This is a genomic window from Mycobacterium sp. NPDC049093 (assembly GCF_040704635.1).
GTDB lineage: Bacteria > Actinomycetota > Actinomycetes > Mycobacteriales > Mycobacteriaceae > Mycobacterium.
Window position 1 is genome coordinate 615,862 of the sequence record NZ_JBEZJS010000003.1, and the last position, 22,559, is coordinate 638,420.

Here is a 22,559-nt window from a genome sequence, read left to right on the forward strand (position 1 = left end):
GTGGCGGCGATGAGCGCCACCACCGTACGGCCGGAAATCGAGCTGGGTCCGATACGACCGCCCCAGCGGCTGGCGCCGTACAGCTATGCGCTGGGCGCCGAGGTCCGACATCCTGAGGCGACGGTCGTCCCGGAGCGTTCCGAGGGCGACGCCTTCGGACGGTTGATCCTGCTGCACGACCCCGAAGGCGCCGAGGCCTGGGACGGCACCATGCGGCTGGTCGCCTACATCCAGGCCGACCTTGACTCCAGTGAGGCCGTCGACCCGCTCCTGCCCGAGGTGGCGTGGAGCTGGTTGGTGGATGCCCTGGACACCCGCGCGGAGCACGTCACCGCGCTCGGCGGCACCGTCACCGCCACCACCTCGGTCCGCTACGGCGACATCTCCGGCCCGCCGCGGGCCCATCAGCTCGAGCTGCGGGCCTCCTGGACCGCCACCGATCTGGAGTTGGGACCGCACGTGGAGGCATTCTGTGAAGTTCTCGAGCACGCCGCCGGGTTGCCGCCGGCCGGCGTCACCGACCTGAGTTCCCGCACGCGCGCTTGACATGACCGACGAAAACCTTCCAGTCTCAACAGACTCAGGCGCTGCCGAGCCCGAAGAGTCCGAATCGACCCCGCTGCTCTCCCCCGCCGAAGGGGTGCCCGAGGTCTGTGTCACCGCCGGTGAAATCTCCTCAGCGGCAACATCTCTGGCCAAGGGCAGCGGCCCGTTCGCGATCGACGCGGAACGCGCGTCGGGCTTCCGCTACTCCAACCGTGCGTATCTGGTGCAGATCCGCCGCGCGGGTTCGGGCACCGCGCTGATCGACCCGGTCAACCACGGCGGCTCCCCCATCGACGCGATGGCGCCGGTGGCCGATGCCCTGTCCCAGGACGAATGGGTGCTGCACGCCGCCGACCAGGACCTGCCATGCCTGTCCGAGATCGGCCTGCGCCCGGGCAAGCTCTATGACACCGAACTGGCCGGTCGGCTGGCCGGTTTCGAGCGGGTCAACCTCGCGGCGATGGTCCAAAGGTTGCTCGGCCTGCAGTTGATGAAGGGCCACGGCGCGGCCGACTGGTCCAAACGCCCGCTGCCTGCCGATTGGCTCAACTACGCCGCGCTGGACGTCGAGGTACTGCTGGAACTGCGCAACGCGATCGCCGCGGTCCTCGAGGAGCAGGGCAAAACCGACTGGGCGACACAGGAATTCGAGTATCTGCGCACCTACGTCGCCCAGCCCACCCGGCGTGACCGCTGGCGGCGCACCTCCGGTATCCACAAGGTGCGCAACCCGCAGGCACTGTCGGCCGTACGCGAGCTGTGGACCACCCGCGACACCATCGCCCGCGGACGCGACATCGCACCCGGACGGATCCTGCCCGACGCGGCGATCATCAACGCCGCCACTACCGACCCCAAGACGGTCGAGGAACTGATCGCCCTGCCGGTCTTCGGCGGCGCCAAACAGCGCAAGAGCGCGAAGGTCTGGCTGGACGCCCTGGCCCGGGCCAGGGACAACACCGATCCGCCCGAGGCCAACGACGCTCAGAGCGGCCCGCCGCCCGCAGCGCGGTGGGCCAGACGCAAACCGGAGGCCGCGGCGCGCCTTGAAGCCGCCCGGGCCGGTCTGGCCGAACTGTCGCAGCGGGTCTCAGTGCCCGCCGAGAACCTCATCACCCCCGAAGTGGTGCGCCGGTTGTGCTGGGACTGGCGTCCTGTCGGCGACGTGGCCACCGCAGTGGAGGAATTCCTCGTCGAGGCCAACGTCCGGCCGTGGCAGCGGGAACTGACGGTGCCGGTGCTGGCCGCCGCCCTCAGCTCCGACTGAGCCTCCGCCGATTCATCCGCCCACCCGGCCGATGTGGGCCAGGAAATGCGTCAGCACCCCCTGCGGATCCTCGATCTGCGGCCAGTGCGCGATGTCGTCGGCAAGCATCACGACGTCGGGATCGGGGATGACCTCGAGGTAGCGCTTCGCCATGTGCCGCCCGGAGTTCGGGTCCGACGGCCCGTCGATCAGCCGCATCGACACGTCGGTCTCCCGCATGGCCCGCACCCACCGGTTGCGGTGGGTATAGCGGTCGTTGACGAACCGTCCGACCTTGTGGACGACCCGCTTCCCGTCGTTGAACTCCAGGATCTGGTGGAACTTCTCCATCAGATCCTGCGACGGTTTGGTGTTCACGCCGAACATCTCCCTGATGGTGGGCTCCACCAAACGACGTGAGAACCGGCTGCCCTGCAGCGGACTCATGATGTCGCCCAACGGGGTTCGCGACATCGCCTTCTGCAGGAGCCGTGGCGTGTAGGCCTCGTTGAACAGTCCGCCGTTGAGCCAGGTGATCGATTCGATGTTCAGTGCGCCGTAGGACCGGTCACCGAACTGGTGGCGGGCCAGCAGTTCCTGACCCACCGAATCACCCAGGTCGTGGGCCAGGATGTGGGCGCTGCCGACGCCGAGGTGATCCAGCAGCGCCTCGTGCATGTCGGCATGGTCGGGCACCGTGTAGCCGTAGGCCACGGGCTTGTCGGAGAACCCCATGCCGATCATGTCCGGCGCGATGACGGTGAACCGCTCGGTCAACGTCGGCCAGATCAGTGACCAGTCCCAGGAGTTGAACGGATAACCGTGGATGAGTAGAAGATTCGGCCCGCTACCCTCGACCCGGTAGAAGATGTCGAAGCCGAGGTAGTCGAAAGACTGCCCGGCGTCCTTCCAGTTCTGCAGTTCGGCGTCCATGTCTGAAACCTATGCTGTCTGCGCGGGGACTGGAATATCGTCGATGCGATGGCGCAGCAGCAGGAAGCCGAAGACGAACAGGAACGAGAGCGTTTCGCAGACCGTGCCCTGAGGATCGCCGAGGATGCGGTCTACTGGTCGATCGCGGCACTCCTGCTCGTCGGGTCAGTCGTGCTGATCGTCGCGCAGGTCAACACCTTGCTGCGACTGGGCGGCAGCCCGACCACCCCCATCATGCTGGAGCTGCTGGACGGCCTGCTGCTGGTCTTCATCTTCGTGGAACTGCTCTATGCGGTGCGGACCTCACTGCGATCTCGTGAGCTGGTCGCCGAGCCGTTCCTGATCGTCGGCATCCTGGCCTGCATCAAAGAAATCGTCGTGGTGTCGGTGGACGCGGCCAAGCTGCTCGACAAGGGTCCGGAGTTCGCCCGCGCCATCGTTCAGGTCGGCGTGCTCGGCGGCCTGGTGCTCGTCCTGGCCATCGCCATCTTCGTGCTGCGGCTGCAACGCCGCGGCGCCGACCACATGCGCGACAAGCCGGACGATTCCTAGTCGACCTGGTGGCTGACTTCCTGCTCGCCCACCCGCGCGCCGATCGCGGCGATCCACCCCGTGATCTGGCGGGCGATGTGCTGATCGGTCAGACCGACCGCGGCGAGCACCTCGCCGCGCGAAGCATGCTCCTGGAACACCTGCGGGACACCGAGATCCCGGCATGGCACGTCGATCTCGGCGTGGCGCAGTGCCGCCGACACAGAAGAACCGATGCCGCCGTGCACGCCGTTGTCCTCGACCGTGACCACCAGCTTGTGCCGGCGGGCCAACTCTCCGATGGCGTCCGGAACCGGTAGCACCCAGCGCGGATCCACCACAGTGACACCGATGCCCTGGTTGCGCAGCCGCTCGGCGACTGCCAACGCCATCGACGCGAACGATCCCACCGCGACCAACAGCACGTCCTCGGTCAGCCCCTCGGCCGGGACGGCAAGGACGTCGATGCCGCCGCGCCGCTCAAGCGCCGGAATGTCTTCGCCCACATCGCCCTTGGGGAACCGCAGCGCCGTCGGGCCGTCGTTGACCGCGAGCGCCTCCCCGAGTTCCTCCCGCAGGGAGGCACCGTCGCGGGGGGCCGCGACCCGGATGCCCGGGATGATACCGAGGACCGACAGGTCCCAGACCCCGTTGTGGCTGGCCCCGTCGGGCCCGGTGACACCGGCCCGGTCCAGCACCATGGTGACCGGCAGCTTGTGCAGTGCGACATCCATCATCAGCTGGTCGAACGCGCGGTTGAGGAACGTGGAGTAGAGGGCCACGACCGGATGCAGGCCACCCATCGCCAGGCCGGCCGCCGAGGTCATGGCGTGCTGCTCGGCGATGCCCACGTCAAAGAACCTGTCCGGGAACCGGTCCCGGAACGCACTCAGACCCGTGGGCCCCGGCATGGCCGCGGTGATCGCCACGACATCACGCCGTTTGGCGCCGACCTTGACCAGCTCGTCGGAGAACACCGACGTCCAACCGGGAGCGGAAGCCTTCGTCGGCAGCCCCGTCTCCGGGTCGATGACGCCGCAGGCGTGCATCTGATCGGCCTCGTCGTTCTCGGCATGCGCGTAGCCCATCCCCTTGCGGGTCACCACGTGCACGATCACCGGGGCCTTGAAGCCGCGGGCATGGCGCAGCGCGTTCTCCACGGCATGCTCGTCGTGACCGTCGATCGGGCCGACGTACTTGATGCCCAGATCGGTGAACATCACCTGCGGGGCGATCGCATCTTTGATGCCGGCCTTGATGCTGTGCATGCACTGGTAGCAGAACTCACCGACGACGGGCAGCCCACGGACCGCCTTGCGGCCCTCCTCCAGGATGCGCTCATAGCCCGGCTGCAACCGCAGCCCGGCGAGATGGTCGGCGAAGCCGCCGATGGTGGGCGCGTAGCTGCGGCCGTTGTCGTTGACGACGATGACCACCGGCCGGCCGCCCGTGGCGATGTTGTTCAGTGCCTCCCAGCACATGCCACCGGTCAGGGCGCCGTCACCGACCACCGCCACCACGTGGCGATTGCGGTGTCCGGTCAGCTCGAAGGCCTTGGCCAGACCGTCGGCATAGGACAGTGCGGTGCTGGCGTGGCTGGACTCCACCCAGTCGTGCTCGCTCTCGCTGCGCGACGGGTATCCGGACAGGCCGTCCTTGCACCGCAGGCTGTCGAAATCCTGTGCGCGACCGGTCAGCATCTTGTGCACGTACGCCTGATGGCCGGTGTCGAAGACGATCGGATCGTGCGGCGAATCGAACACGCGGTGCAGCGCCAAGGTGAGTTCGACGACCCCCAGATTGGGGCCGAGATGTCCGCCGGTTGCAGCGACCTTGTGGATCAGGAACTGACGGATTTCCTGTGCCAAATCAGTCAACTCGGACTGTGACAGGTGCTGCAGATCAGCGGGGCCGCGGACCTGTTCAAGCATCCAGCCAGTGTACGCACGCATCCCGAAGTCAGTCCTGTCGAGGCTGATAGATATCGGGCACACCGTCGTGGTCGGCGTCGACGGTCTCCAACTGGTGAATACGGCGATATGCGGCATTGCGCGACACCAGAACCACCGAGGCCAGCAGGCCCGCCACCACCGATCCGGTGACGACGGCGATCTTCACGTCGTCGTCAGCCACCGTGGAGTGCCCGAAGGCCAGTTCACCGATGAGCAGCGAGACCGTGAATCCGATCCCGGCCAACATCGCCACTCCGAGCACGTCCCGCCAGGCGAGATCCTCGTCCAGGCTCGCGTGGGTGAAGCGGGCCAGTAGATACGTGGTGGCCAGCACGCCGATGGGTTTGCCGAGCACCAGGCCGGCGATCACCCCGATGGTCACGGGGTGTGACAGGGCGCCGGCGAAGCCCGACCAACCACCGACCGTCACGCCCGCCGCGAAGAACGCGAACACCGGCACGGCAAACCCTGCCGACAGCGGGCGTACGAGGTGTTCGAAGTGTTTGGCCGACGCGTGGCGGCCCAGTACCGGAACGGTGAACCCGAGCACCACCCCGGCCACGGTGGCGTGCACACCACTGGCATGCACGAGCGCCCAGGCCACGATGGCCGGCGGCATCAGGATCCACCACTGGCGCACACCCCGCTGCACAGCAAACGCGTACAGCGCGATGGGGATCAGCGCGGCGGCCAACGGCCCGAGCGCCACGTCATCGGTGAAGAAGAAGGCGATCACCGCGATGGCCAGCAGATCGTCGACCACTGCCAGCGTCAGCAGGAAGATACGCAGCGCCGCGGGCAGGTGCGTGGACACCACGGCCAGCACCGCCAGCGCAAAAGCGATGTCGGTGGCGATGGGTACTGCCCACCCGCCGACGTTCTCGGGATGGCCCGAGAACAGATTGATCCCGACGAAGATCGCCGCAGGTACCACCATGCCGCCGACGGCTGCCGCGATGGGCAGCGCGGCCCGGGCCGGGTCCCGCAGGTCCCCCGCGACGAACTCGCGCTTGAGTTCGACGCCCACGACGAAGAAGAAGACCGCCAGCAGACCGTCGGCGGCCCAGGCCGACAGGCTCAGGTTCAGATGCAGCGACTGCGGGCCGATGACGAACTCCGAGAGCCGGTGATACCCGCTCGACCACGGCGAGTTGGCCCAGACCAGCGCCGCGCCCGCGGCGGCCAGCAGCAACGCCCCGCCGACCGTCTCGGTGCGCAGCAGATCGGAGACCCGCTGCCACTCCGGCCACGACCCGCGAGCAAGCAGACGTCGGCTGGTGTGTTCACGGCGATTGCTCATCGGGCTCCTGTGGTCAGCATGCATCGATCGCCGACCAGACTTCCCGGCACACCTGCGGTTCACGCTAACAGGTGCGGCATGCGAGCAAATGTCGATGAAGTCCGTGGCAGCGCCTCAAACCGGCGGCGAAACGCCGACCATCATGATTACGTAAGGTGTAGGCGAAGTCGATTACTCCGGGGTGCTGGTTGAGTCCATTCGATCACTATTACGCGCGTACCGCCCTGCTCGCTGCGCAGGGCAAGCGCGCCGGTATGCAGCGCCTCGTCGGGGTCACCATCGTCGGACTGAGTCTGGTCCCACTGCTGTTGCTGGTCAGTCCGATGGGGCCGCGGGGCGGCCTCCAATACGTCGCAGTGGCGGTCGGCATCGGCGGCCTGACCTTGGCGCAGTGGTGGTGGCGGCGGCAGTGGCCCAGCCGCACCCAGTCGTGGACCGTCGTGACCCTCGGGACGGCCTGCATCGCGGCGACCTGCATCCTGCTGGTGGATCCGGTGGTCGGCCTCATGGGTTCCAGTTCGTTGAGCCTGATCACCGCCTACACCGCATTCCTGCACAGCCGCCGGGTATTGCACCTGACCTGGGTGGCCTCCGGCGCCGTGGTGGCCTTCCTCGGGGTCCGGGTGGGCCTCACCGACGTCTGGCTGGGGGCCGTCGGCACGCTGGTCGCGCTCCTGGTGATCCTGAGCACCTCAGCGCTGTGCCGGATGGCAGTCGAGCTGATCGAACCCGACCGCGTCCAGCATCCGAGCGAGATCGACCCGCTGACCGGTCTGCTCAACCGCGAGGCCTTCGACATGCACACCGCCACGATGCTCGGCTCCCACAGCCGCCACGACGACCAGTACCTGGTGGTTGTGGCCGTCGGCATCGATGACATGGCGCTGCTCAGCGACATGGACGGCAGCCATAGCACGTTGCACGCCCGCGTCGCCGTCGCCCAGGCGATCCGCGAGACCGTGCGCCACAAGGTTCCGCTGGCCCACGTATCCGACAGCGAGTTCCTGATCGCCGACGTGTTCAAGACCAACGATCCGTCACCCCTGGTCAACCGGATCCGCATGGCGCTGACCACCACGCCCATGCGGTTGACCGCCAGCATCGGCAGCGCGTGCAGCCAGCTGCGTCCGCTGACCGAACTGCCCACTCCGCAGATCGTCGACGCCCTGGTGGCCCTGGCCGTCACCGCCATGAACCAGTCGAAGGCCCAGGGCGGCAACCGCGCCACCTACGCCCACTTCCCCACCCCCACGATGGGCCCCGACGCCCAGGAGTGAGCCGGGCCCGTTCAGCGGGTCAGCACCGCGACGCACTCGACGTGATGGGTGAGCGGGAAGGAATCGAACACCCGCAATTCCTCCACGGCGTAGCCGTGCCGCAGATACAGCCCCACGTCGCGGGCGAATGACGCAGCCTCACAACCGATGTGGATCACCCTCGGCGCCTCGGTGGCGGCCAGCGCGTCGATCACCTCACGCCCGGCACCGGTGCGGGGCGGATCGAGCACCACGACATCGGGACGTCCCGACTGCGCAGACAGCGCACGCCGCACCGAATCGGTGACCACCGAGACCCAGGGCAGGTCGGCCAACGCGCTGCGCGCGGCACGCGACGCCCCTCGGGAGGTATCGACGGTCAGCACCCGTCCGTCGGGCCCGACCTGCTCGGCCAACGCGGCGGCGAACACCCCGGCACCGCCGTACAGATCCCACGCCGTCATCCCAGGCTGCAGCCCGGACCGATCGGCCACCAGCCCGCTGTAGAGGGCGGCCGCATCACGGTGGGCCTGCCAGAACGCCGTCACCGGCAGCATCCACTGCCGCGCGCCGATGCGCTGCACCGCCTCGTACTCGCCTTCGATCACGCGCGTCTGACTCTTCGAACCGGCCACGCGACCGTCTTTGCGGCCGGTCTTGGGGCCCGACTGCACGACGTGCCTGCGGCCGTCGGAATCCAGCACCGCGTGCACGTGCGCGCCGGGCGTCCAACGCATCTCTGCCAGTCCATCGGTCAGCTCGGCGGGCAGTTGTGCGCAGTCGAGATCGGTGAGCAACTCGGCGCTGTGGTAGCGGTGGAATCCGGCCCGGCCGTCGCCGGTCGTGTCCAGCCGTACCCGGGTGCGCCAGCCGAGTACCTCGCCGGCACCGACCGGCTCGGCGACCGCGCTCTGCTCGTCGCGCCACGTGTATCCGCCCAGCCGGGCCAACTGGTTGGCCACCACCGCGCCCTTGAGCCGACGCGCCGCACCGGGCTCGGCGAATGCCAGATCGCAGCACCCGGCACCGTCGACGCCGGCGATCCGGCACAGCGACACAACCCGGTCCGGTGACGGGTCGATCACCTCGACAACCTCTGCGTGCCAATATGATCCGCGCTCGTCAAGCACCTTGACCCGTACGGTCTCGCCGGGCAGGGCATAGCGGACGAACACCACGCGGCCGTCGTGGCGGGCCACGCAGCTGCCGCCGTTGGCCGCCGGGCCCGTGATCAGAGTCAGTTCCGTCATTCCAAAAATCCCCTGCGCGCGTCGCCCGGAGTGGCGCGAGGCTGCAGCGCCTTGAGCCGCTCCGACGAATTCAGTTGCCACGGAACCGATGTCACCATCACGTTCGGCATGAACAGCAGCCGGCCCTTGAGCCGCAACGCGCTCTGGTTGTGCAGCACCTGTTCCCACCAGTGCCCCACCACGTATTCGGGGATGAACACCGTCACCACCGTGCGCGGCGATTCCTTGGTCACCCGTTTGACGTAATCCAGTACCGGCCGGGTGATTTCGCGGTAGGGCGAGGCGATCACCTTCAACGGCACGCTGATGTCGCTGTCTTCCCACTGGTGCACCAGCGCACGGGTCTCGGCGTCGTCGACGCTCACCGTGATCGCCTCCAGCACGTCCGGCCGCGTGGCCCGCGCGTACGCCAGCGCCCGCTTGGTCGGCAGGTGCAGCTTCGACACCAGGACCACTGCGTGGTTGCGGCTCGGCAGGACGATGTCGCCCTCCTCCTCGTCTTCCCGTTCGAGTTCGCGGGCGACGGTGTCGTAGTGCTTGTGAATCATCTTCATCACCACGAACATCGCGGCCATAGCCAGGATGGCGATCCAGGCACCGGCGACGAACTTGGTGACCACCACGACCACCAGCACCGTGCCGGTGGCCGTCAGTCCGACCGCGTTGATGACCCGTGACCGCATCATGCGCCGCCGCACCGCAGGATCGGTTTCGGTGCGCAACAACCGCGTCCAGTGCCGGACCATGCCGATCTGGCTGAGGGTGAACGACACGAACACACCCACGATGTAGAGCTGGATCAGCGCGGTCGTCTCGGCGCGGAACGCCACCACGAAGGCGATCGCGGCGAAGGCCAGGAACAGGATGCCGTTCGAGAACGCCAGCCGGTCACCGCGGGTATGCAGCTGCCGCGGCAGGAAGCGGTCCTGGGCCAGGATCGACCCGAGCACCGGAAATCCGTTGAACGCCGTATTGGCGGCCAGCATCAGGATCAGTGCGGTAACGAGTGCGATGAGAAACAGACCAGGGCCGAAATTGTGGAAGACCGCATCGGCGAGCTGAGCGATCAACGTCTTCTGGTGGTAGTCCGCCGGCGCACCGATCAGCTGTTCGTGAGGCCGCTCGGCGATCTGCACCCCGGTTGCCTTGGCCAACAGGATGATGCCCATGAACAACGACACGGCGATGACACCAAGTAGCAACAGGGTGGTGGCGGCATTGCGCGACTTGGGTTTCCGGAACGCCGGTACTCCGTTGCTGATCGCCTCGACACCGGTCAGGGCCGCCGAACCGGACGAGAACGCCCGGGCCACCAGGAACACCAGCGCGAAGCCCAGCACCTCGCCGTGCTCGGGGCGCATCTCGAAATCCGCGGATTCCGCGCGCAGCGGATGGCCCAGCACGTAGATCTGGAACAGCCCCCAGCCCAGCATGATGTACATGCCGATCATGAACGCATAGGTCGGGATGGCGAACGCCGTCCCCGACTCCCGCAATCCGCGGAGGTTGAGCGACGCCAAGACGACGATCGCAATCACCGCGAACAGCACCTTGTGCTGGGCGATGAACGGAATCGCCGAACCGATGTTCGACATGGCCGAGGACATCGACACCGCAACCGTCAGCACATAATCCACCATCAGCGCGCTGGCCACCGTGAGGCCGGCGGTGGGCCCGAGGTTCGTGGTGACGACCTCGTAGTCACCACCACCGGACGGGTAGGCGTGCACGTTCTGCCGGTAACTGGCGATCACGATGAACATCACGGCCGCCACCGCCAGGCCGATCCACGGCGTCAGGGAATAGGCCGTCAGCCCGGCCACCGACAGCACCAGGAAGATCTCCTCCGGTGCGTAGGCCGTCGATGACAGCGCATCGGACGCGAACACCGGAAGGGCGATCCGTTTGGGCAGAAGCGTGTGAGAGAGCTTGTCGCTGCGGAACGGCCGCCCCAGTACCAACCGGCGCGTTGCCGTCGAAAGCTTGGACACGAGAGCCAAGACTAAGCCCGAACGCGAAAAGTCGTCACAAAGCTGTAGCGTTCGAGTGCAACGGTTGAGCGCAACAGCGCTCCTCTGTCACCGGAAAGGACCGTCGGGTGCGTGTAGTCGTCATGGGGTGCGGCCGGGTGGGCGCGTCCCTCGCAGACAGCCTGGCCCGCATCGGCCACGAGGTCGCGGTCATCGACCGCGACACCACCGCGTTCCACCGGCTCTCGCCGGAGTTCGCCGGTGAGCGCGTGCTCGGCATGGGCTTCGACCGTGACGTGCTGCTGCGCGCCGGCATCGAGGAGGCCGGGGCGTTCGCCGCGGTGTCCTCGGGCGACAACTCCAACATCATCTCGGCCCGGGTGGCCCGCGAGACGTTCGGCGTCGAGCGCGTGGTGGCCCGTATCTACGACGCCAAGCGCGCTGCCGTCTACGAACGGCTGGGCATCCCGACCGTGGCGACCGTGCCGTGGACCACCGACCGTCTGCTCAACGTGCTCACCAGGGAGACCGAGACCACCAAGTGGCGCGACCCCTCGGGCAACGTGGGCGTGGCCGAACTTCCGCTGCACCAGGATTGGGCCGGGCACCTGGTCACCGATCTGGAGGCGGCCACAGGTGGCCGCGTGGCCTTCATGATCCGGTTCGGCAACGGCTACCTTCCCGAACCCAAGACCGTGATCCAGGCCGGCGACCAGGTGTACGCAGCCGCGGTATCCGGGCACATCGCCGAGGCGCTGGCCATCGCGGCGCTGCCGCCCAGCGAGGACTTGGAGTCGCACTGATGAAGGTTGCCATCGCCGGGGCCGGGGCCGTGGGTCGCTCCATCGCCCGCGAGCTGCTCGAGAACAACCATGATGTGACGCTGCTGGAGCGCAATCCCACCCACATCGACGTCGATGCCATCCCGGCCGCACACTGGCGGCTCGGCGATGCCTGTGAGCTCACCGTGATGGAGTCGGTCAAGCTCGAGGAATTCGACGTGGTGATCGCCGCGACCGGTGATGACAAGGTCAATGTCGTGGTCAGCCTGCTCGCCAAGACCGAGTTCGCGGTGCCGCGGGTGGTGGCCCGCGTCAACGATCCCCGCAACGAGTGGCTGTTCGACGAGAACTGGGGTGTGGACGTGGCGGTGTCGACACCGCGCATGCTCGCCTCGCTCGTCGAGGAGGCTGTCGCCGTCGGCGACCTGGTGCGCCTGATGGAGTTCCGCAAGGGGCAGGCCAACCTGGTCGAGATCACGCTGCCCGACGACACCCCGTGGGGCGGCAAGCCCGTCAAACGGCTCGAGCTGCCGCGCGACACGGCCCTGGTGACGATCCTGCGCGGAGCCAGGGTGATCGTGCCCGAATCCGACGACCCCCTCGAGGGTGGGGACGAGCTGCTGTTCGTCGCGGTCACCGAGTCCGAGGACGAGCTGCGCGAACTGCTGCTGCGTCCGGCGCCGCGCTAGGCCGCCTCAGTCGGCGCTCTGCGTCGTATCCTGCGCGTGCACAGCGCGCTGGGCGGCCCTGATGGCCAGATACGTCACCAGCGCGGCCACGGCGGTCAGCGGCCAGCCCATCGCGATACGTGCGAAACCCAACCAGCCGGTCTGGTCGGAGTCGTACAGATACTGCTGCACCAGAAACCGCGACCCGAACACCGCAACCCAGGTGAGGGTGGCGATGTCGAATGCCAGCACCGCCTTACGGACCTCGCGCCAGGCCCGGTCGTGGGTGTTCACCCAACCCCAGATGTAGCCGACCACCGGGCGCCGGACGATCACCGACACCCCGAACAGCACCGCGTACACCAGAGAGCTCCAAATGCCAAGCAGGAAATAGCCTTTCGACTCCCCCACCACGTAGGCGATCAGGGCACTGACGCCCACGGCGAAGAATCCCGACACCGCGGGCTGAACGGATTCGCGGCGGATCAACCGCCAGATGAGGATCAGTGTCGCCACGCCGAGCGCGGCTGCGATCGCCGGCATCAGGCCGAACGCCGTGGACACCGGGACGAACACCACCACCGGCAGCGACGAATAGATCAGGCCGCTGACGCCGCCCATCTGATCGAGCACCGCACGTCCGCCGCCATGGGCAGGAGTCAGCGCCGGGTCACTCTCGGGGGGTTCAGGTGCGTTGCCTGTGTCCTCTTCGGGTTGGCTCACTTCTGAATTTCGTAGCGGGGGTTGTAAATCGCCTTCGCGCCGTTCTCCAGCTTGCCGACGCGGCCGTGCACCCTCAGAGTGCACCCCGATTCGATGCCCGGAATACGGCGCTGTCCCAGCCACACCAACAACACCGTGTCGGTACCGTCGAACAATTCGGCCTTGATGCCGCCGGAACACCCCTTGCCGTTACATTCCACGCTGCGCAGGGTGCCGACCATCGTCACTTCCTGGCCGCGCTGAGCGTCGATCGCTTTCAGCGCGCCGGTGTTGGCGGCCTCATCGCTGAGCTCTTCGACATCAAGCTGTTCGGGGTCTTCCGTCAGGCGTCGCGTAAGCCGGCGCAGATACCCTTCGGCCGTAGCCATGGCCTCTCCTGACCTTCTGCGGATCCACTGTGAATCCGCCCAACCAACGCCACCGTAGACCTCTTGTGCACCGAATGCCACGTGGGGTGTGGGTCGGCACGCCGACGATTTGACCGGGCAGGCACGATCGTGTGATGAGCGTCATTCTGCGCGGTGTTCCCACCGTTCTCCTGCCCGGCACCGGGTCCGACGACAACTACGTCTACCGGGCATTTTCCGATGCGCTGCATGATGCCGGCGCGCTGGTGGTGACCCCGCCACCGACTCCGGACCGGCTCGTCGAGGGCTACCTGCAGGCGCTGGACGACGCCGCCCGGTCCGGCCCCATCGCGGTCGGCGGAGTGTCCATCGGCGCCGTCGTGGCGGTGCGGTGGGCGTTGGACCATCCCGGCCGGGCCGTGGCGGTGCTGGCCGCCCTGCCGCCGTGGACGGGGACCTCCCAGCACGCCCCCGCGGCGCTGTTGGCCCGGCAGTCGGCGGATCTGCTGCGGCGGGACGGGCTGGCGGCCACGGTGGCCCAGATGCGGGCGTCCAGCCCGCCGTGGCTTGCCGACGAGTTGGCCCGCTCCTGGGTGGGTCAGTGGCCCACCCTGCCCGACGCGATGGAGGAAGCGGCCGGTTACCGCGCACCCGGCAGTGCCGAACTCGAACAACTTCGGATACCGATGGGCGTCGCGGTCGCCACCGACGATCCGGTGCACCCTGCCGAGGTCGGCTACGAATGGGTGACTGCCGCACCGCAGGCGGCGTTGCGCTCGGTCACGCTCGAACAGATGGGGCTCGACACCGGCGTGCTGGGGGCCGCATGTGTGGCGGCGCTGCAGGAGGCCGCCAGCGACACTGTCGCGAGCTGAGGCGGGGCCTCAGCCGCCGGTGATGGTGCGCAGCTGCTGCATCGCCGAGCCCTGCACGCTGCGCCGGGCCACCGGCTCGGCCGGCGGCTGGTCCTGCGGCGGGGACTGTGACGCAGCTGCGAGCTGCTGGGCGGCCTGCTGCATCGCGGCCTGCTGCGCCGCGGCCTGAAGTTGGGCGGCCATCGGCTCGGGCAGCTCCACCTGCAGCGGTGTGCGTACCGGCAGGGGGGTGTCCCCGCGACGAATCACGGTGTCAGCCAATGATGCCCGGGCCTCGTCGGCCAGTGCGTCGATGGTTTCCGGGGCGCCGTTGACCACACAGCGCACCATCCAGCGGTAGCCGTCGACACCGATGAACCGCACCACACCGCCATTACCCGCGCCGACCACCTCGCGGCCCCACGGGCCGTCCTGGATGGCCACGGAGCTGGCGTCCTTGCGCAGCGACTCGGCGAGCTCACCGGCCACCTCACGCCAGAGGCCTGCGCTCTTGGGCGCGGCGTAGGCGGCGATGGTGAACCGCCCGTTGGGCGTCACCACCCATACCGCGCTGGGCGCCCCGGCCTCGTTGAGCTCAACCTGCACCTGACCGCCGTCGGGCATGGGGATCAAGACCGAGCCGAGATCGAGCCGCCCCTGCACCGCGACGGCGGGGTCGTCGAAGTCCTCGACTTCGAACGGGCCCTGATCATCGGCCCAGTCGTCGCTCTGGTCCTCGTCAGCCGCTTCTGCCGCAGCCGGTTGTTCGACAACCTGCTCATCAGCTGTGCCGTCTGCCGAATCGTTGTTCTTGCGTTTTCCGAATGCCATCACAAACTCGCATGTCCGCCGGAGGAACCGTGGCCGCCATCGCCACGGGAGGTGTCAGCCAGGCCCGCCTCGTCGAACGAGGTCACCTCGACCAACTCGGGCAGTTCTACCCGCTGAACCAACAGCTGGGCAATCCGGTCACCGCGGTTGATCACGATCGGCGTGTGCGGATCGAGGTTGATCAGCGAGACCTTGATCTCGCCGCGGTAGCCGGCATCTACGGTGCCCGGGCTGTTGACGATCGAAAGACCCACGCGTGCAGCCAAACCCGAACGCGGGTGGATCAGGCCCACCATTCCGCGCGGAATGGCCACGGCCACGCCGGTGGGCACGAGCTCCCGTTGCCCGGGGGCCAGCTCGACATCGCGCGCGCTGTAGAGGTCTACGCCCGCGTCACCATCGTGCGCCCGGCTGGGCATCGGTAGTTCGCGGTCCAATCGGACGACCGCCAGAGAGGTGGACACGACGTCACAGATTACTCTGAGCCGCGTGTCAGACACGCGCGCAACCGCCCAAAGCGTTCACTACCGCGAACGTTTGTGGGTGCCCTGGTGGTGGTCGCTGCCCGCTGCGGTGCTGGCAGGAGTGATCGCATTCGAGATCGGGCTGGCCGCGCCGGCGATCCCGGCGTGGTTGCCGTACGTGCTCCTGTTCGGCGTGGCGGCGGCTGTGCTGATGTGGTTCAGCAAGACCGAGTTGAAGGTCGTGCGCGACAGCGGGGGCGACACCGAGTTGTGGATCGGTGACGCGCACCTGCCGACGAGCGTCATCTCGCGCGCCGCGGAGGTCCCGCGGTCGGCGAAGTCGGCGGCGCTGGGCCGTCAGCTCGATCCCGCCGCCTACGTGGTGCACCGGGCCTGGGTAGGCCCGATGGTCCTGGTGGTGCTCGACGATCCGGATGACCCCACCCCGTACTGGTTGATCAGTTCGAGGCACCCGGATCGGGTCCTGGCGGCGCTCCGCGGCTGAGCCGCGAGTTCAGCGCCAGTGGCTGAGCCGCGAGTTCAGCAAGCGCGGCTGAGCCGCGAATTCAGCTCCAGCGGCTGCCGCCGGTCAGGCGGCGCAGTCCGTGCAGATCATCACGCCGTTCTTCTCGCTTGCCAGCCGGCTCCGGTGATGCACCAGGAAGCAGCTGGAGCAGGTGAACTCGTCGGCCTGCTTCGGGACCACCCGTACCGACAGTTCCTCGCCGGACAGGTCTGCGCCCGGCAGCTCGAACGACTCGGCCGATTCTGATTCATCGACATCCACCACGGCGGACTGCGCCTCGTTGCGCCGCGCCTTGAGCTCCTCGAGCGAATCCTCAGAAACCTCGTCTGCTTCGGAACGCCGCGGAGCGTCGTAGTCGGTAGCCATCGTCTGTGTCCCCTCCCTTACCTTGCAGCAGAGCTTTGTACCAGCGTCGAACGCATTCCCCAAATGATTCGTGCCCGTATTGCCACACGTTTCACTGTGATTTACATCACAGTACCGTCTGAGCTCTGGTGCGTCAGCGAACACCGTTGCCCTTAGAGTGCATGTGTGGTCGCGCAAATCACCGACGGCACCGCCTTCGACCGACACGGTCGACCGTTCCGTCGGCGCAGTTTCGTTCCCGGCATCGTGCTGTTCGTTGCACTTGCGGTCGTGACGATGATCGTGTGGATCATCGCGCTCAACCAACCGACCGATGTGCACGTTGCCGCGGTCTGCAACAACCCGCCGCCGGCCGCTGATCCGGCGGCCCCGAAGCTGGGCGAACAGGTGGCCTTTTCGGCGATGACCGACGTCACTCCGGCCCCGCTGGCCGAGACCAGGATCCGCGTACTCAACGCCAGCGGCCAGGGCGGGCAGGCCGGTGAGGTGGCCGGCGCACTGCGCGATCTGGGATTCGCCCAACCCGAGGCGGCCAACGACCCGATCTACGCCAACACCCGGCTGGAATGCCAGGGCCAGATCCGGTTCGGCCCGTCCGGCCGCGCCGCTGCCGCAGCGGTCTGGCTGGTGGCCCCGTGCACCGAGCTCTTCCAGGACGAAAGGCCGGACGCCACAGTCGATCTGGCACTCGGCACGGAGTTCAGTGAACTCGCCAGCAACGACGACATCCGGGCCGTGCTGGCCAGCCTGCGACCCGACGCCACCGCTCCGTCGGATTCCGCACTCCTGTCAAAGATCCATACCGCCGCCTGCTAGCGCGTCGCGCAGACCGTCGGCGATGCCCGGCGCCGACGCCGCCGCATACTCGGCGCCGGGTGCGGTCGGCAACCACACCGTCGCCCCCGCTTCGGCCGCGATCAGCGCCGCCGCCGCCCAGTCCCAGACCTGGACGTCCTCTTCGTAATAGGCGTCCAACCGGCCGGCGGCAACCATGCACAGGTCGAGCGCGCACGAACCGATGCGACGCACGTCGCGCACCGCGGGCAGGATGTGTGCCAGCACACCGCCCTGCCTCGCGCGCCGGTCGGGATCGTAGGAGAACCCGGTACCCACCAGCGCCATCGACAACTCGTCGACGGCACTGCACCGCAACGGGGTCCGCACCCCTGCCCGCACCACCTCGGCGCCGTGCCCGAGTGCGGCCGAGTACACCTCGCCGGCGGGCACATTCGCCACGGCCCCGGCCACCGACCGGCCGTCGTACTGCGCGGCCACCGACACCGCGTAAGCCGGGATGCCGTAGACGAAGTTCACGGTGCCGTCGATCGGGTCGAGCACCCAACTCAGGCCGTCACGCCCTTCCTGCTGGCCGCCCTCCTCCTCCCCCAGGATCGCCTCTGACGGCCGCAACACCGCCAACCGCTCACGCAGCCACCGTTCGGTTTCGGTGTCGACGATCGTGACGGGGTCGGTTGGGGTGCTCTTGGCTCTCACGGCTCCCGGGGCCGGCGCCCCGTCGGAGTCCGCGGCGGCACCGAACACCTCGGCGCGCCGGCGCGCGACGAACTCTGCGGCTTCGGTGGCAAGTTGCTCGGCCACCGCCCTCAGGGCGGGAGCATCGAAACTGTTGTCGGTCACGGCTCTATCGCAACACCTTCCGACGGAAAAGTCGCTTCCGGGGGGATGCCGGACCGCACGCGCGGGCGTTGGCGAGCAACTAGGGTGGGGGCGCGCTTGGTTTGTCCCTACCCCTGTCCGACAGCATCCTCACCGCCTGTCCCTCAAAGGAGCACCCATGACCGCACCCGACGCGCCCGCGCCAGATCCGGTTTCCTCCGAAGCGCCTCAACGCCGCGGATTCGGCGTCGACGTCGGCGGCAGCGGGATCAAGGGCGGCATCGTCGACCTCGACACCGGACAACTCGTCGGCGAGCGGTTCAAGCTCGACACGCCGCAGCCGTCCACCCCGGAATCGGTGGCGAAGACAGTGGCTGCGGTGGTGGCCGAGTTCGGCTGGACCGGCAAGGTGGGCGTCACCTACCCAGGGGTGGTCACCGAAGGCATCGTGCGCACCGCGGCCAATGTCGACAAGGGTTGGATCGGCGTCAACGCCTCCGAGGTGATCAGCACCGCTCTCGGCGGACTGCCGGTGCGCGTACTCAACGACGCCGACGCCGCGGGCCTGGCCGAGGAACACTACGGGGCGGGCAAGGACAACTCCGGTGTCGTGGTGCTGTTGACCTTCGGCACCGGCATCGGCTCGGCGGTGATCCACAACGGGGTGTTGTTGCCCAACACCGAGTTTGGCCACCTGCAGGTCGACGGCAAGGAAGCCGAGCACCGCGCCGCCTCGTCGGTCAAGGAGCGCAAGGATTGGAGTTACGCGCGCTGGAGCGAAGAGGTGAACAAGGTTCTGGTGACGATCGAGAACGCGATCTGGCCGGACCTGTTCATCGCCGGCGGCGGCATCAGCCGCAAGTCGGACAAGTGGCTCCCCCTGCTGAAGATCCGCACCCCGATCGTGCCTGCGGCGCTGCTCAACACCGCAGGCATCGTGGGGGCGGCCATGGCCAGTCAGGTACCGGGGGCCACCGACCCGCAAGCTACCAATCGGTAACTTTGCCGGGTTGGGTCGGTCACGTGTCGAAATTTGCCGCTCGGCACGGTGAACTCCCACACTGTCGTTACAATGGTCCTCGGCGGCCGCCTACCGAATAGCGGTGAATATCCCAGCCGATAAGAACGCCAACATTCGATAGCAGACGCTTTCGGTGGACTATGCCCATACCCACCGAGAATTTCGCGAGACCGAAAGGGTGTACGTGGCAGCGACAAAAGCAAGCCCGGCGACCGACGAGCCGGTGAAGCGCACCGCTACCAAGACTCCCGCCAAGAAGGCCCCGGCCAAGCGGGCAGCCAAGAGCACTGCAGCCAAGGCCGAGGGCGGCACCGCCACCAAGCGCGCTCCCGCCAAGAAGGCGCCCGCCAAGAAGGCCGCCAAGGCCACGGCGAGCAAGCCCGAGGACGTCAACGACGATCTGGAGACCACCGACGACCTGGAGGCAGGTCCAGGCGAGGATCTCGACGTCGAGGACACCGACCTCGAGCTCGACGACGATCTCGGCAGTGACGACGACGTCGAGGAGTCGGGCGACGACGAGGACGACGAGGACGAGGCCGAGGAAGGCAAGGACGCCAAGGCAGCCGCACCGGCCGCGGGCAAGGCGGCCAAGTCCGACGAGGAGCATCCCGAGCCGTCCGAGAAGGACAAGGCCTCCGGCGACTTCGTCTGGGACGAGGAAGAGTCCGAGGCACTGCGGCAGGCACGCAAAGACGCCGAGCTGACGGCCTCGGCCGACTCCGTCCGCGCCTACCTCAAGCAGATCGGCAAGGTCGCGCTGCTCAACGCCGAGGAAGAGGTCGAACTCGCCAAGCGCATCGAGGCCGGGCTGTTCGCCACCCAGAAGATGGCTGAGTTCGTCGAGAAGGGCGAGAAGCTCACCACTCAGGTGCGACGCGACTACCAGTGGATCTGCCGCGACGGCGATCGCGCGAAAAACCATCTGCTGGAAGCCAACCTGCGTCTGGTGGTGTCGCTGGCCAAGCGCTACACGGGCCGCGGCATGGCGTTCCTGGACCTGATCCAGGAAGGCAACCTCGGTCTGATCCGCGCGGTCGAGAAGTTCGACTACACCAAGGGTTACAAGTTCTCGACGTACGCCACCTGGTGGATCCGTCAGGCCATCACCCGCGCCATGGCCGACCAGGCCCGCACCATCCGTATCCCGGTGCACATGGTCGAGGTGATCAACAAGCTCGGCCGTATCCAGCGCGAGCTGCTGCAGGACCTGGGTCGCGAGCCCACGCCCGAAGAGCTGGCCAAGGAAATGGACATCACGCCGGAGAAGGTGCTGGAGATCCAGCAGTACGCGCGTGAACCCATCTCGCTGGACCAGACCATCGGCGACGAGGGTGACAGCCAGCTCGGTGACTTCATCGAGGACTCCGAGGCCGTCGTGGCCGTCGACGCCGTGTCGTTCACGTTGCTGCAGGATCAGCTCCAGTCGGTGCTGGAGACGCTGTCCGAGCGCGAGGCGGGCGTGGTCCGGCTGCGGTTCGGCCTCACCGACGGTCAGCCTCGCACGCTCGACGAGATCGGCCAGGTCTACGGCGTCACGCGTGAGCGCATCCGCCAGATCGAGTCCAAGACCATGAGCAAGCTGCGCCACCCCAGCCGCTCGCAGGTGCTGCGCGACTACCTGGACTAGGTTCCGGGTCGGGAAGCCGACAGACAACGAGACCGGCCCCCTCCGTTCGACGGAGGGGGCCGGTTTCTTACTTGCCGTCCGAATCTTTCTTACTTGCCGTCCGAATCGGAGGAAGCCTTTCCGGACGCGGCGCCGCCACGCGAAGTGCTTGCCGCGCCGGCACTCTCGGACACCTTCTTCGCAACGTCCTTGATGCCGGTGACCGAGGACTTCACCGTCGACCTCAGCTGACCGGCGATATCGGAAACGCCGGCGCGAGCCTGCTCGCCGGCCCGCCTGGTATCCGCGAAGGCCTTCCCGGGCCTGACGAGGTTGCCGCGCGACAGATCCGTTGCACCCTTACCTCGCAGCGAGGCCGTCACCTTCTCCTCCACACTGCTGTGATCGGACCCGGCCGATGCCTGCGCTTCCTTCGGGTCGGACACCTCCGCGTTGAGCGACTTCAGCATGTCCGTGGCCGAACCGGTGGTCGGGACAGCACCCTTGACCGGATCGGACACCTTGTCGGTGAGCTCGGATACCGGCTCCGGATCCGGGGCGCTCACCTTGCCGATGGCCTTGTCGACCCGCTTGATGACCTCGGCATTGATCGCCCGGTTGAACTTGGCCACCGAGAACGAGGCATCGGCCATACTGCGGTTGATCGCCGTCGCCACCTTGATCACGTCACCGGTGGCGAAGGCGTCCGTCACCTGTTTCATGGCGGCATCGAGCTGGCGGGTCAGCGTCCGCATCTGCAGCCCGACCTCATGCCCCAGTGTCGCCTCGGGACTGAACCGCTGGCCGTTCCAGTCCACGACGGTCCAGCCGTCCTCGGGGTTTCCCTCGATGACGACGTAGTCGGTGTTGCCCAGCGCATGCTGGCTCAGCAGCATGCCCTTCTCCGCCAAGGTGAGGTTCTTGGCGTTCATCATGGTCCAGAACATGATGGTGCCGCCGTGCGAGAACACGACGACGTTGCGGTCACCCTTGTCGTACATGGTCTTCAACGCGCCGTCGACGCGCGCGTCGAACTCGTTGCCGTCGATCGAACCCGGGATTCGGGCGCCGAGCTGACCGGCGAACGCCCACGCGATCGGCGCCTTGAGGTAACCGTCCAGCGCACCGCTCTCGGGTGTGCCCTCGTAGTCGCCGGCCTCGATCTCCTGCAGGCCGGGCAGCACCTGGATCGGCAGGCCCAGATACGCCGACATCGGTTCGGCGGTCTGCTGGGTGCGGATCATCTGCGACGCGTAGATCGCGTCGTAGTTGTTGTCCCCCAGCCTGTCGGCCACCGCCTGAGCCTGCTCACGGCCCAGCGGGGTGAGCGAAGGCCCCGGCGTCGAGGTGTCGATGTTGCCCGACGTGTTGCCTGCGGACTGACCGTGACGCACGAAGGTGACCCGCATGTTCTCGGCAGCCCATGCGGGCAGCACGGACATCACGAAAAAGCCGAAGGCTATCAGCATGATGCCCAGGCCTCTCCATGTCGTTCTCGAACGACGACGCACAGCGGGTGCGGTGCCGTTGTCGAACCTGCTTGGTCGGACCATTTCCCCTCCATCTATCAGGTGGTCGAGCACGTCGTGGTGACAGCTCGGATCTGCCCCGGCGAATACGACTCCCCGACTGAGGATTTCGACGAGCGGCAACCGATTTCCGGGTGTCGACCGCCTCACTGCGCCGGGCCATGTGATCGTGCGCACTCACCGCGCGTCCGGGCGCAGCAGTCCCGCTCAGCGGTACAGCGGGAACCGGATTCCCCAT

Annotated in this window: 23 protein-coding genes; 11 read left to right on the forward strand and 12 right to left on the reverse strand. The window is 67.5% G+C overall.

The window, feature by feature from the left end:
• Positions 1-9: 9 nt before the first annotated feature.
• Entirely contained in the window at positions 10-546 is a 537-nt protein-coding gene (locus AB0876_RS13400; RefSeq protein ID WP_491839345.1) for a DUF3000 domain-containing protein, read from the forward strand.
• Position 547: 1 nt separating this feature from the next.
• Complete coding sequence (locus tag AB0876_RS13405; RefSeq protein ID WP_491838875.1) at positions 548-1,813, forward strand: HRDC domain-containing protein; 1,266 nt, start codon at positions 548-550, stop codon at positions 1,811-1,813.
• Between the two features lie 12 nt (positions 1,814-1,825).
• Here the strand turns inward: AB0876_RS13405 and AB0876_RS13410 are convergent, their stop codons facing one another.
• Complete coding sequence (locus AB0876_RS13410) at positions 1,826-2,725, reverse strand: alpha/beta fold hydrolase (RefSeq protein ID WP_491838874.1); 900 nt, start codon at positions 2,723-2,725, stop codon at positions 1,826-1,828.
• A gap of 48 nt (positions 2,726-2,773) precedes the next feature.
• Between AB0876_RS13410 and AB0876_RS13415 the strand changes: the two genes are divergently transcribed.
• A complete protein-coding gene (locus tag AB0876_RS13415; RefSeq protein WP_491838873.1) occupies positions 2,774-3,277 on the forward strand; it encodes a phosphate-starvation-inducible PsiE family protein in 504 nt (167 codons plus the stop codon).
• Here AB0876_RS13415 and dxs read toward each other — a convergent pair.
• Together dxs and nhaA are read right to left on the reverse strand one after the other, a co-directional pair.
• Positions 3,274-5,187, reverse strand: coding sequence for a 1-deoxy-D-xylulose-5-phosphate synthase (dxs, locus tag AB0876_RS13420; protein WP_491838872.1), 1,914 nt, complete (start codon positions 5,185-5,187; stop codon positions 3,274-3,276). The two genes, AB0876_RS13415 and dxs, sit on opposite strands and share 4 nt — an antisense overlap.
• Positions 5,188-5,215: 28 nt before the next feature.
• Positions 5,216-6,508, reverse strand: coding sequence for a Na+/H+ antiporter NhaA (nhaA, locus tag AB0876_RS13425; protein WP_491838871.1), 1,293 nt, complete (start codon positions 6,506-6,508; stop codon positions 5,216-5,218).
• A 188-nt stretch (positions 6,509-6,696) separates the two neighbouring features.
• On the opposite strand from nhaA, the gene AB0876_RS13430 reads away from it, so the two are divergent.
• The gene (locus AB0876_RS13430; RefSeq protein ID WP_491838870.1) at positions 6,697-7,785 is read left to right on the forward strand and encodes a GGDEF domain-containing protein; all 1,089 of its coding nucleotides are present in this window, start codon (positions 6,697-6,699) and stop codon (positions 7,783-7,785) included.
• 11 nt (positions 7,786-7,796) lie between these two features.
• Here the strand turns inward: AB0876_RS13430 and AB0876_RS13435 are convergent, their stop codons facing one another.
• Entirely contained in the window at positions 7,797-9,014 is a 1,218-nt protein-coding gene (locus AB0876_RS13435) for a class I SAM-dependent RNA methyltransferase (protein WP_526042186.1), read from the reverse strand.
• Entirely contained in the window at positions 9,011-11,005 is a 1,995-nt protein-coding gene (locus AB0876_RS13440) for an amino acid permease (protein ID WP_526042187.1), read from the reverse strand. Before AB0876_RS13440 ends, AB0876_RS13435 begins: the two co-directional genes overlap by 4 nt.
• A 107-nt stretch (positions 11,006-11,112) precedes the next feature.
• Between AB0876_RS13440 and AB0876_RS13445 the strand changes: the two genes are divergently transcribed.
• Together AB0876_RS13445 and AB0876_RS13450 are read left to right on the forward strand one after the other, a co-directional pair.
• Entirely contained in the window at positions 11,113-11,787 is a 675-nt protein-coding gene (locus AB0876_RS13445) for a potassium channel family protein (protein ID WP_088303980.1), read from the forward strand.
• Complete coding sequence (locus AB0876_RS13450) at positions 11,787-12,455, forward strand: potassium channel family protein (RefSeq protein WP_055113307.1); 669 nt, start codon at positions 11,787-11,789, stop codon at positions 12,453-12,455. The genes AB0876_RS13445 and AB0876_RS13450 overlap by 1 nt, the downstream gene beginning before the upstream one ends.
• Positions 12,456-12,461: 6 nt before the next feature.
• Here the strand turns inward: AB0876_RS13450 and AB0876_RS13455 are convergent, their stop codons facing one another.
• On the reverse strand, positions 12,462-13,157 hold the full coding sequence (locus AB0876_RS13455; protein WP_526042188.1) for a DUF3159 domain-containing protein: 696 nt from the start codon (positions 13,155-13,157) through the stop codon (positions 12,462-12,464).
• Positions 13,154-13,525, reverse strand: a complete 372-nt coding sequence (locus AB0876_RS13460; protein ID WP_036444904.1) for an OB-fold nucleic acid binding domain-containing protein — start codon at positions 13,523-13,525, stop codon at positions 13,154-13,156. Before AB0876_RS13460 ends, AB0876_RS13455 begins: the two co-directional genes overlap by 4 nt.
• 134 nt (positions 13,526-13,659) lie before the next feature.
• On the opposite strand from AB0876_RS13460, the gene AB0876_RS13465 reads away from it, so the two are divergent.
• Positions 13,660-14,379 carry an alpha/beta fold hydrolase gene (locus AB0876_RS13465; RefSeq protein ID WP_491838867.1) on the forward strand — a complete coding sequence of 240 codons (720 nt, stop codon included), beginning with the start codon at positions 13,660-13,662 and terminating at the stop codon, positions 14,377-14,379.
• Positions 14,380-14,388: 9 nt separating this feature from the next.
• Here AB0876_RS13465 and AB0876_RS13470 read toward each other — a convergent pair whose 3' ends face one another.
• Together AB0876_RS13470 and dut are read right to left on the reverse strand one after the other, a co-directional pair.
• Complete coding sequence (locus AB0876_RS13470; RefSeq protein WP_491838866.1) at positions 14,389-15,189, reverse strand: DUF3710 domain-containing protein; 801 nt, start codon at positions 15,187-15,189, stop codon at positions 14,389-14,391.
• Entirely contained in the window at positions 15,189-15,653 is a 465-nt protein-coding gene (gene dut / locus AB0876_RS13475) for a dUTP diphosphatase (RefSeq protein WP_526042189.1), read from the reverse strand. The genes AB0876_RS13470 and dut overlap by 1 nt, the downstream gene beginning before the upstream one ends.
• Before the next feature lie 25 nt (positions 15,654-15,678).
• Here dut and AB0876_RS13480 point away from each other — a divergent pair, with 25 nt between their 5' ends.
• Positions 15,679-16,158 (forward strand): DUF3093 domain-containing protein, encoded by a 480-nt coding sequence (locus tag AB0876_RS13480; RefSeq protein WP_064884471.1) that lies wholly within the window; start codon positions 15,679-15,681, stop codon positions 16,156-16,158.
• Positions 16,159-16,242: 84 nt separating this feature from the next.
• On the opposite strand, the gene AB0876_RS13485 is transcribed toward AB0876_RS13480, so the two are convergent.
• Complete coding sequence (locus AB0876_RS13485) at positions 16,243-16,545, reverse strand: DUF4193 domain-containing protein (RefSeq protein WP_019344626.1); 303 nt, start codon at positions 16,543-16,545, stop codon at positions 16,243-16,245.
• 165 nt (positions 16,546-16,710) lie between these two features.
• Here AB0876_RS13485 and cei point away from each other — a divergent pair, with 165 nt between their 5' ends.
• Complete coding sequence (gene cei / locus AB0876_RS13490) at positions 16,711-17,361, forward strand: envelope integrity protein Cei (RefSeq protein WP_491838864.1); 651 nt, start codon at positions 16,711-16,713, stop codon at positions 17,359-17,361.
• Here cei and AB0876_RS13495 read toward each other — a convergent pair.
• Positions 17,335-18,183: an inositol monophosphatase family protein gene (locus AB0876_RS13495; protein WP_491838863.1), complete on the reverse strand. Its 849-nt coding sequence runs from the start codon at positions 18,181-18,183 to the stop codon at positions 17,335-17,337. The two genes, cei and AB0876_RS13495, sit on opposite strands and share 27 nt — an antisense overlap.
• 157 nt (positions 18,184-18,340) lie before the next feature.
• Here AB0876_RS13495 and ppgK point away from each other — a divergent pair, with 157 nt between their 5' ends.
• Positions 18,341-19,162, forward strand: coding sequence for a polyphosphate--glucose phosphotransferase (ppgK, locus tag AB0876_RS13500; protein WP_491838862.1), 822 nt, complete (start codon positions 18,341-18,343; stop codon positions 19,160-19,162).
• A gap of 205 nt (positions 19,163-19,367) precedes the next feature.
• Positions 19,368-20,813 (forward strand): RNA polymerase sigma factor, encoded by a 1,446-nt coding sequence (locus AB0876_RS13505; protein WP_491838861.1) that lies wholly within the window; start codon positions 19,368-19,370, stop codon positions 20,811-20,813.
• Between the two features lie 89 nt (positions 20,814-20,902).
• Here the strand turns inward: AB0876_RS13505 and AB0876_RS13510 are convergent, their stop codons facing one another.
• Positions 20,903-22,261, reverse strand: a complete 1,359-nt coding sequence (locus AB0876_RS13510; RefSeq protein WP_526042190.1) for a histidine phosphatase family protein — start codon at positions 22,259-22,261, stop codon at positions 20,903-20,905.
• Positions 22,262-22,559 lie beyond the last annotated feature (298 nt).

Excerpts from the sequence above, each read along its gene's own strand:
- AB0876_RS13400 (WP_491839345.1), top strand. The coding sequence starts at position 10 with ATGAGCGCCACCACCGTACGGCCGGAAATCGAGCTGGGTCCGATACGA.
- AB0876_RS13405 (WP_491838875.1), top strand. The coding sequence starts at position 548 with ATGACCGACGAAAACCTTCCAGTCTCAACAGACTCAGGCGCTGCCGAG.
- AB0876_RS13410 (WP_491838874.1), bottom strand. The coding sequence starts at position 2,725 with ATGGACGCCGAACTGCAGAACTGGAAGGACGCCGGGCAGTCTTTCGAC.
- AB0876_RS13415 (WP_491838873.1), top strand. The coding sequence starts at position 2,774 with ATGGCGCAGCAGCAGGAAGCCGAAGACGAACAGGAACGAGAGCGTTTC.
- dxs (WP_491838872.1), bottom strand. The coding sequence starts at position 5,187 with ATGCTTGAACAGGTCCGCGGCCCCGCTGATCTGCAGCACCTGTCACAG.
- nhaA (WP_491838871.1), bottom strand. The coding sequence starts at position 6,508 with ATGAGCAATCGCCGTGAACACACCAGCCGACGTCTGCTTGCTCGCGGG.
- AB0876_RS13435 (WP_526042186.1), bottom strand. The coding sequence starts at position 9,014 with ATGACGGAACTGACTCTGATCACGGGCCCGGCGGCCAACGGCGGCAGC.
- AB0876_RS13450 (WP_055113307.1), top strand. The coding sequence starts at position 11,787 with ATGAAGGTTGCCATCGCCGGGGCCGGGGCCGTGGGTCGCTCCATCGCC.
- AB0876_RS13460 (WP_036444904.1), bottom strand. The coding sequence starts at position 13,525 with ATGGCTACGGCCGAAGGGTATCTGCGCCGGCTTACGCGACGCCTGACG.
- AB0876_RS13465 (WP_491838867.1), top strand. The coding sequence starts at position 13,660 with ATGAGCGTCATTCTGCGCGGTGTTCCCACCGTTCTCCTGCCCGGCACC.
- AB0876_RS13470 (WP_491838866.1), bottom strand. The coding sequence starts at position 15,189 with ATGGCATTCGGAAAACGCAAGAACAACGATTCGGCAGACGGCACAGCT.
- AB0876_RS13485 (WP_019344626.1), bottom strand. The coding sequence starts at position 16,545 with ATGGCTACCGACTACGACGCTCCGCGGCGTTCCGAAGCAGACGAGGTT.
- ppgK (WP_491838862.1), top strand. The coding sequence starts at position 18,341 with ATGACCGCACCCGACGCGCCCGCGCCAGATCCGGTTTCCTCCGAAGCG.
- AB0876_RS13510 (WP_526042190.1), bottom strand. The coding sequence starts at position 22,261 with ATGCTGATAGCCTTCGGCTTTTTCGTGATGTCCGTGCTGCCCGCATGG.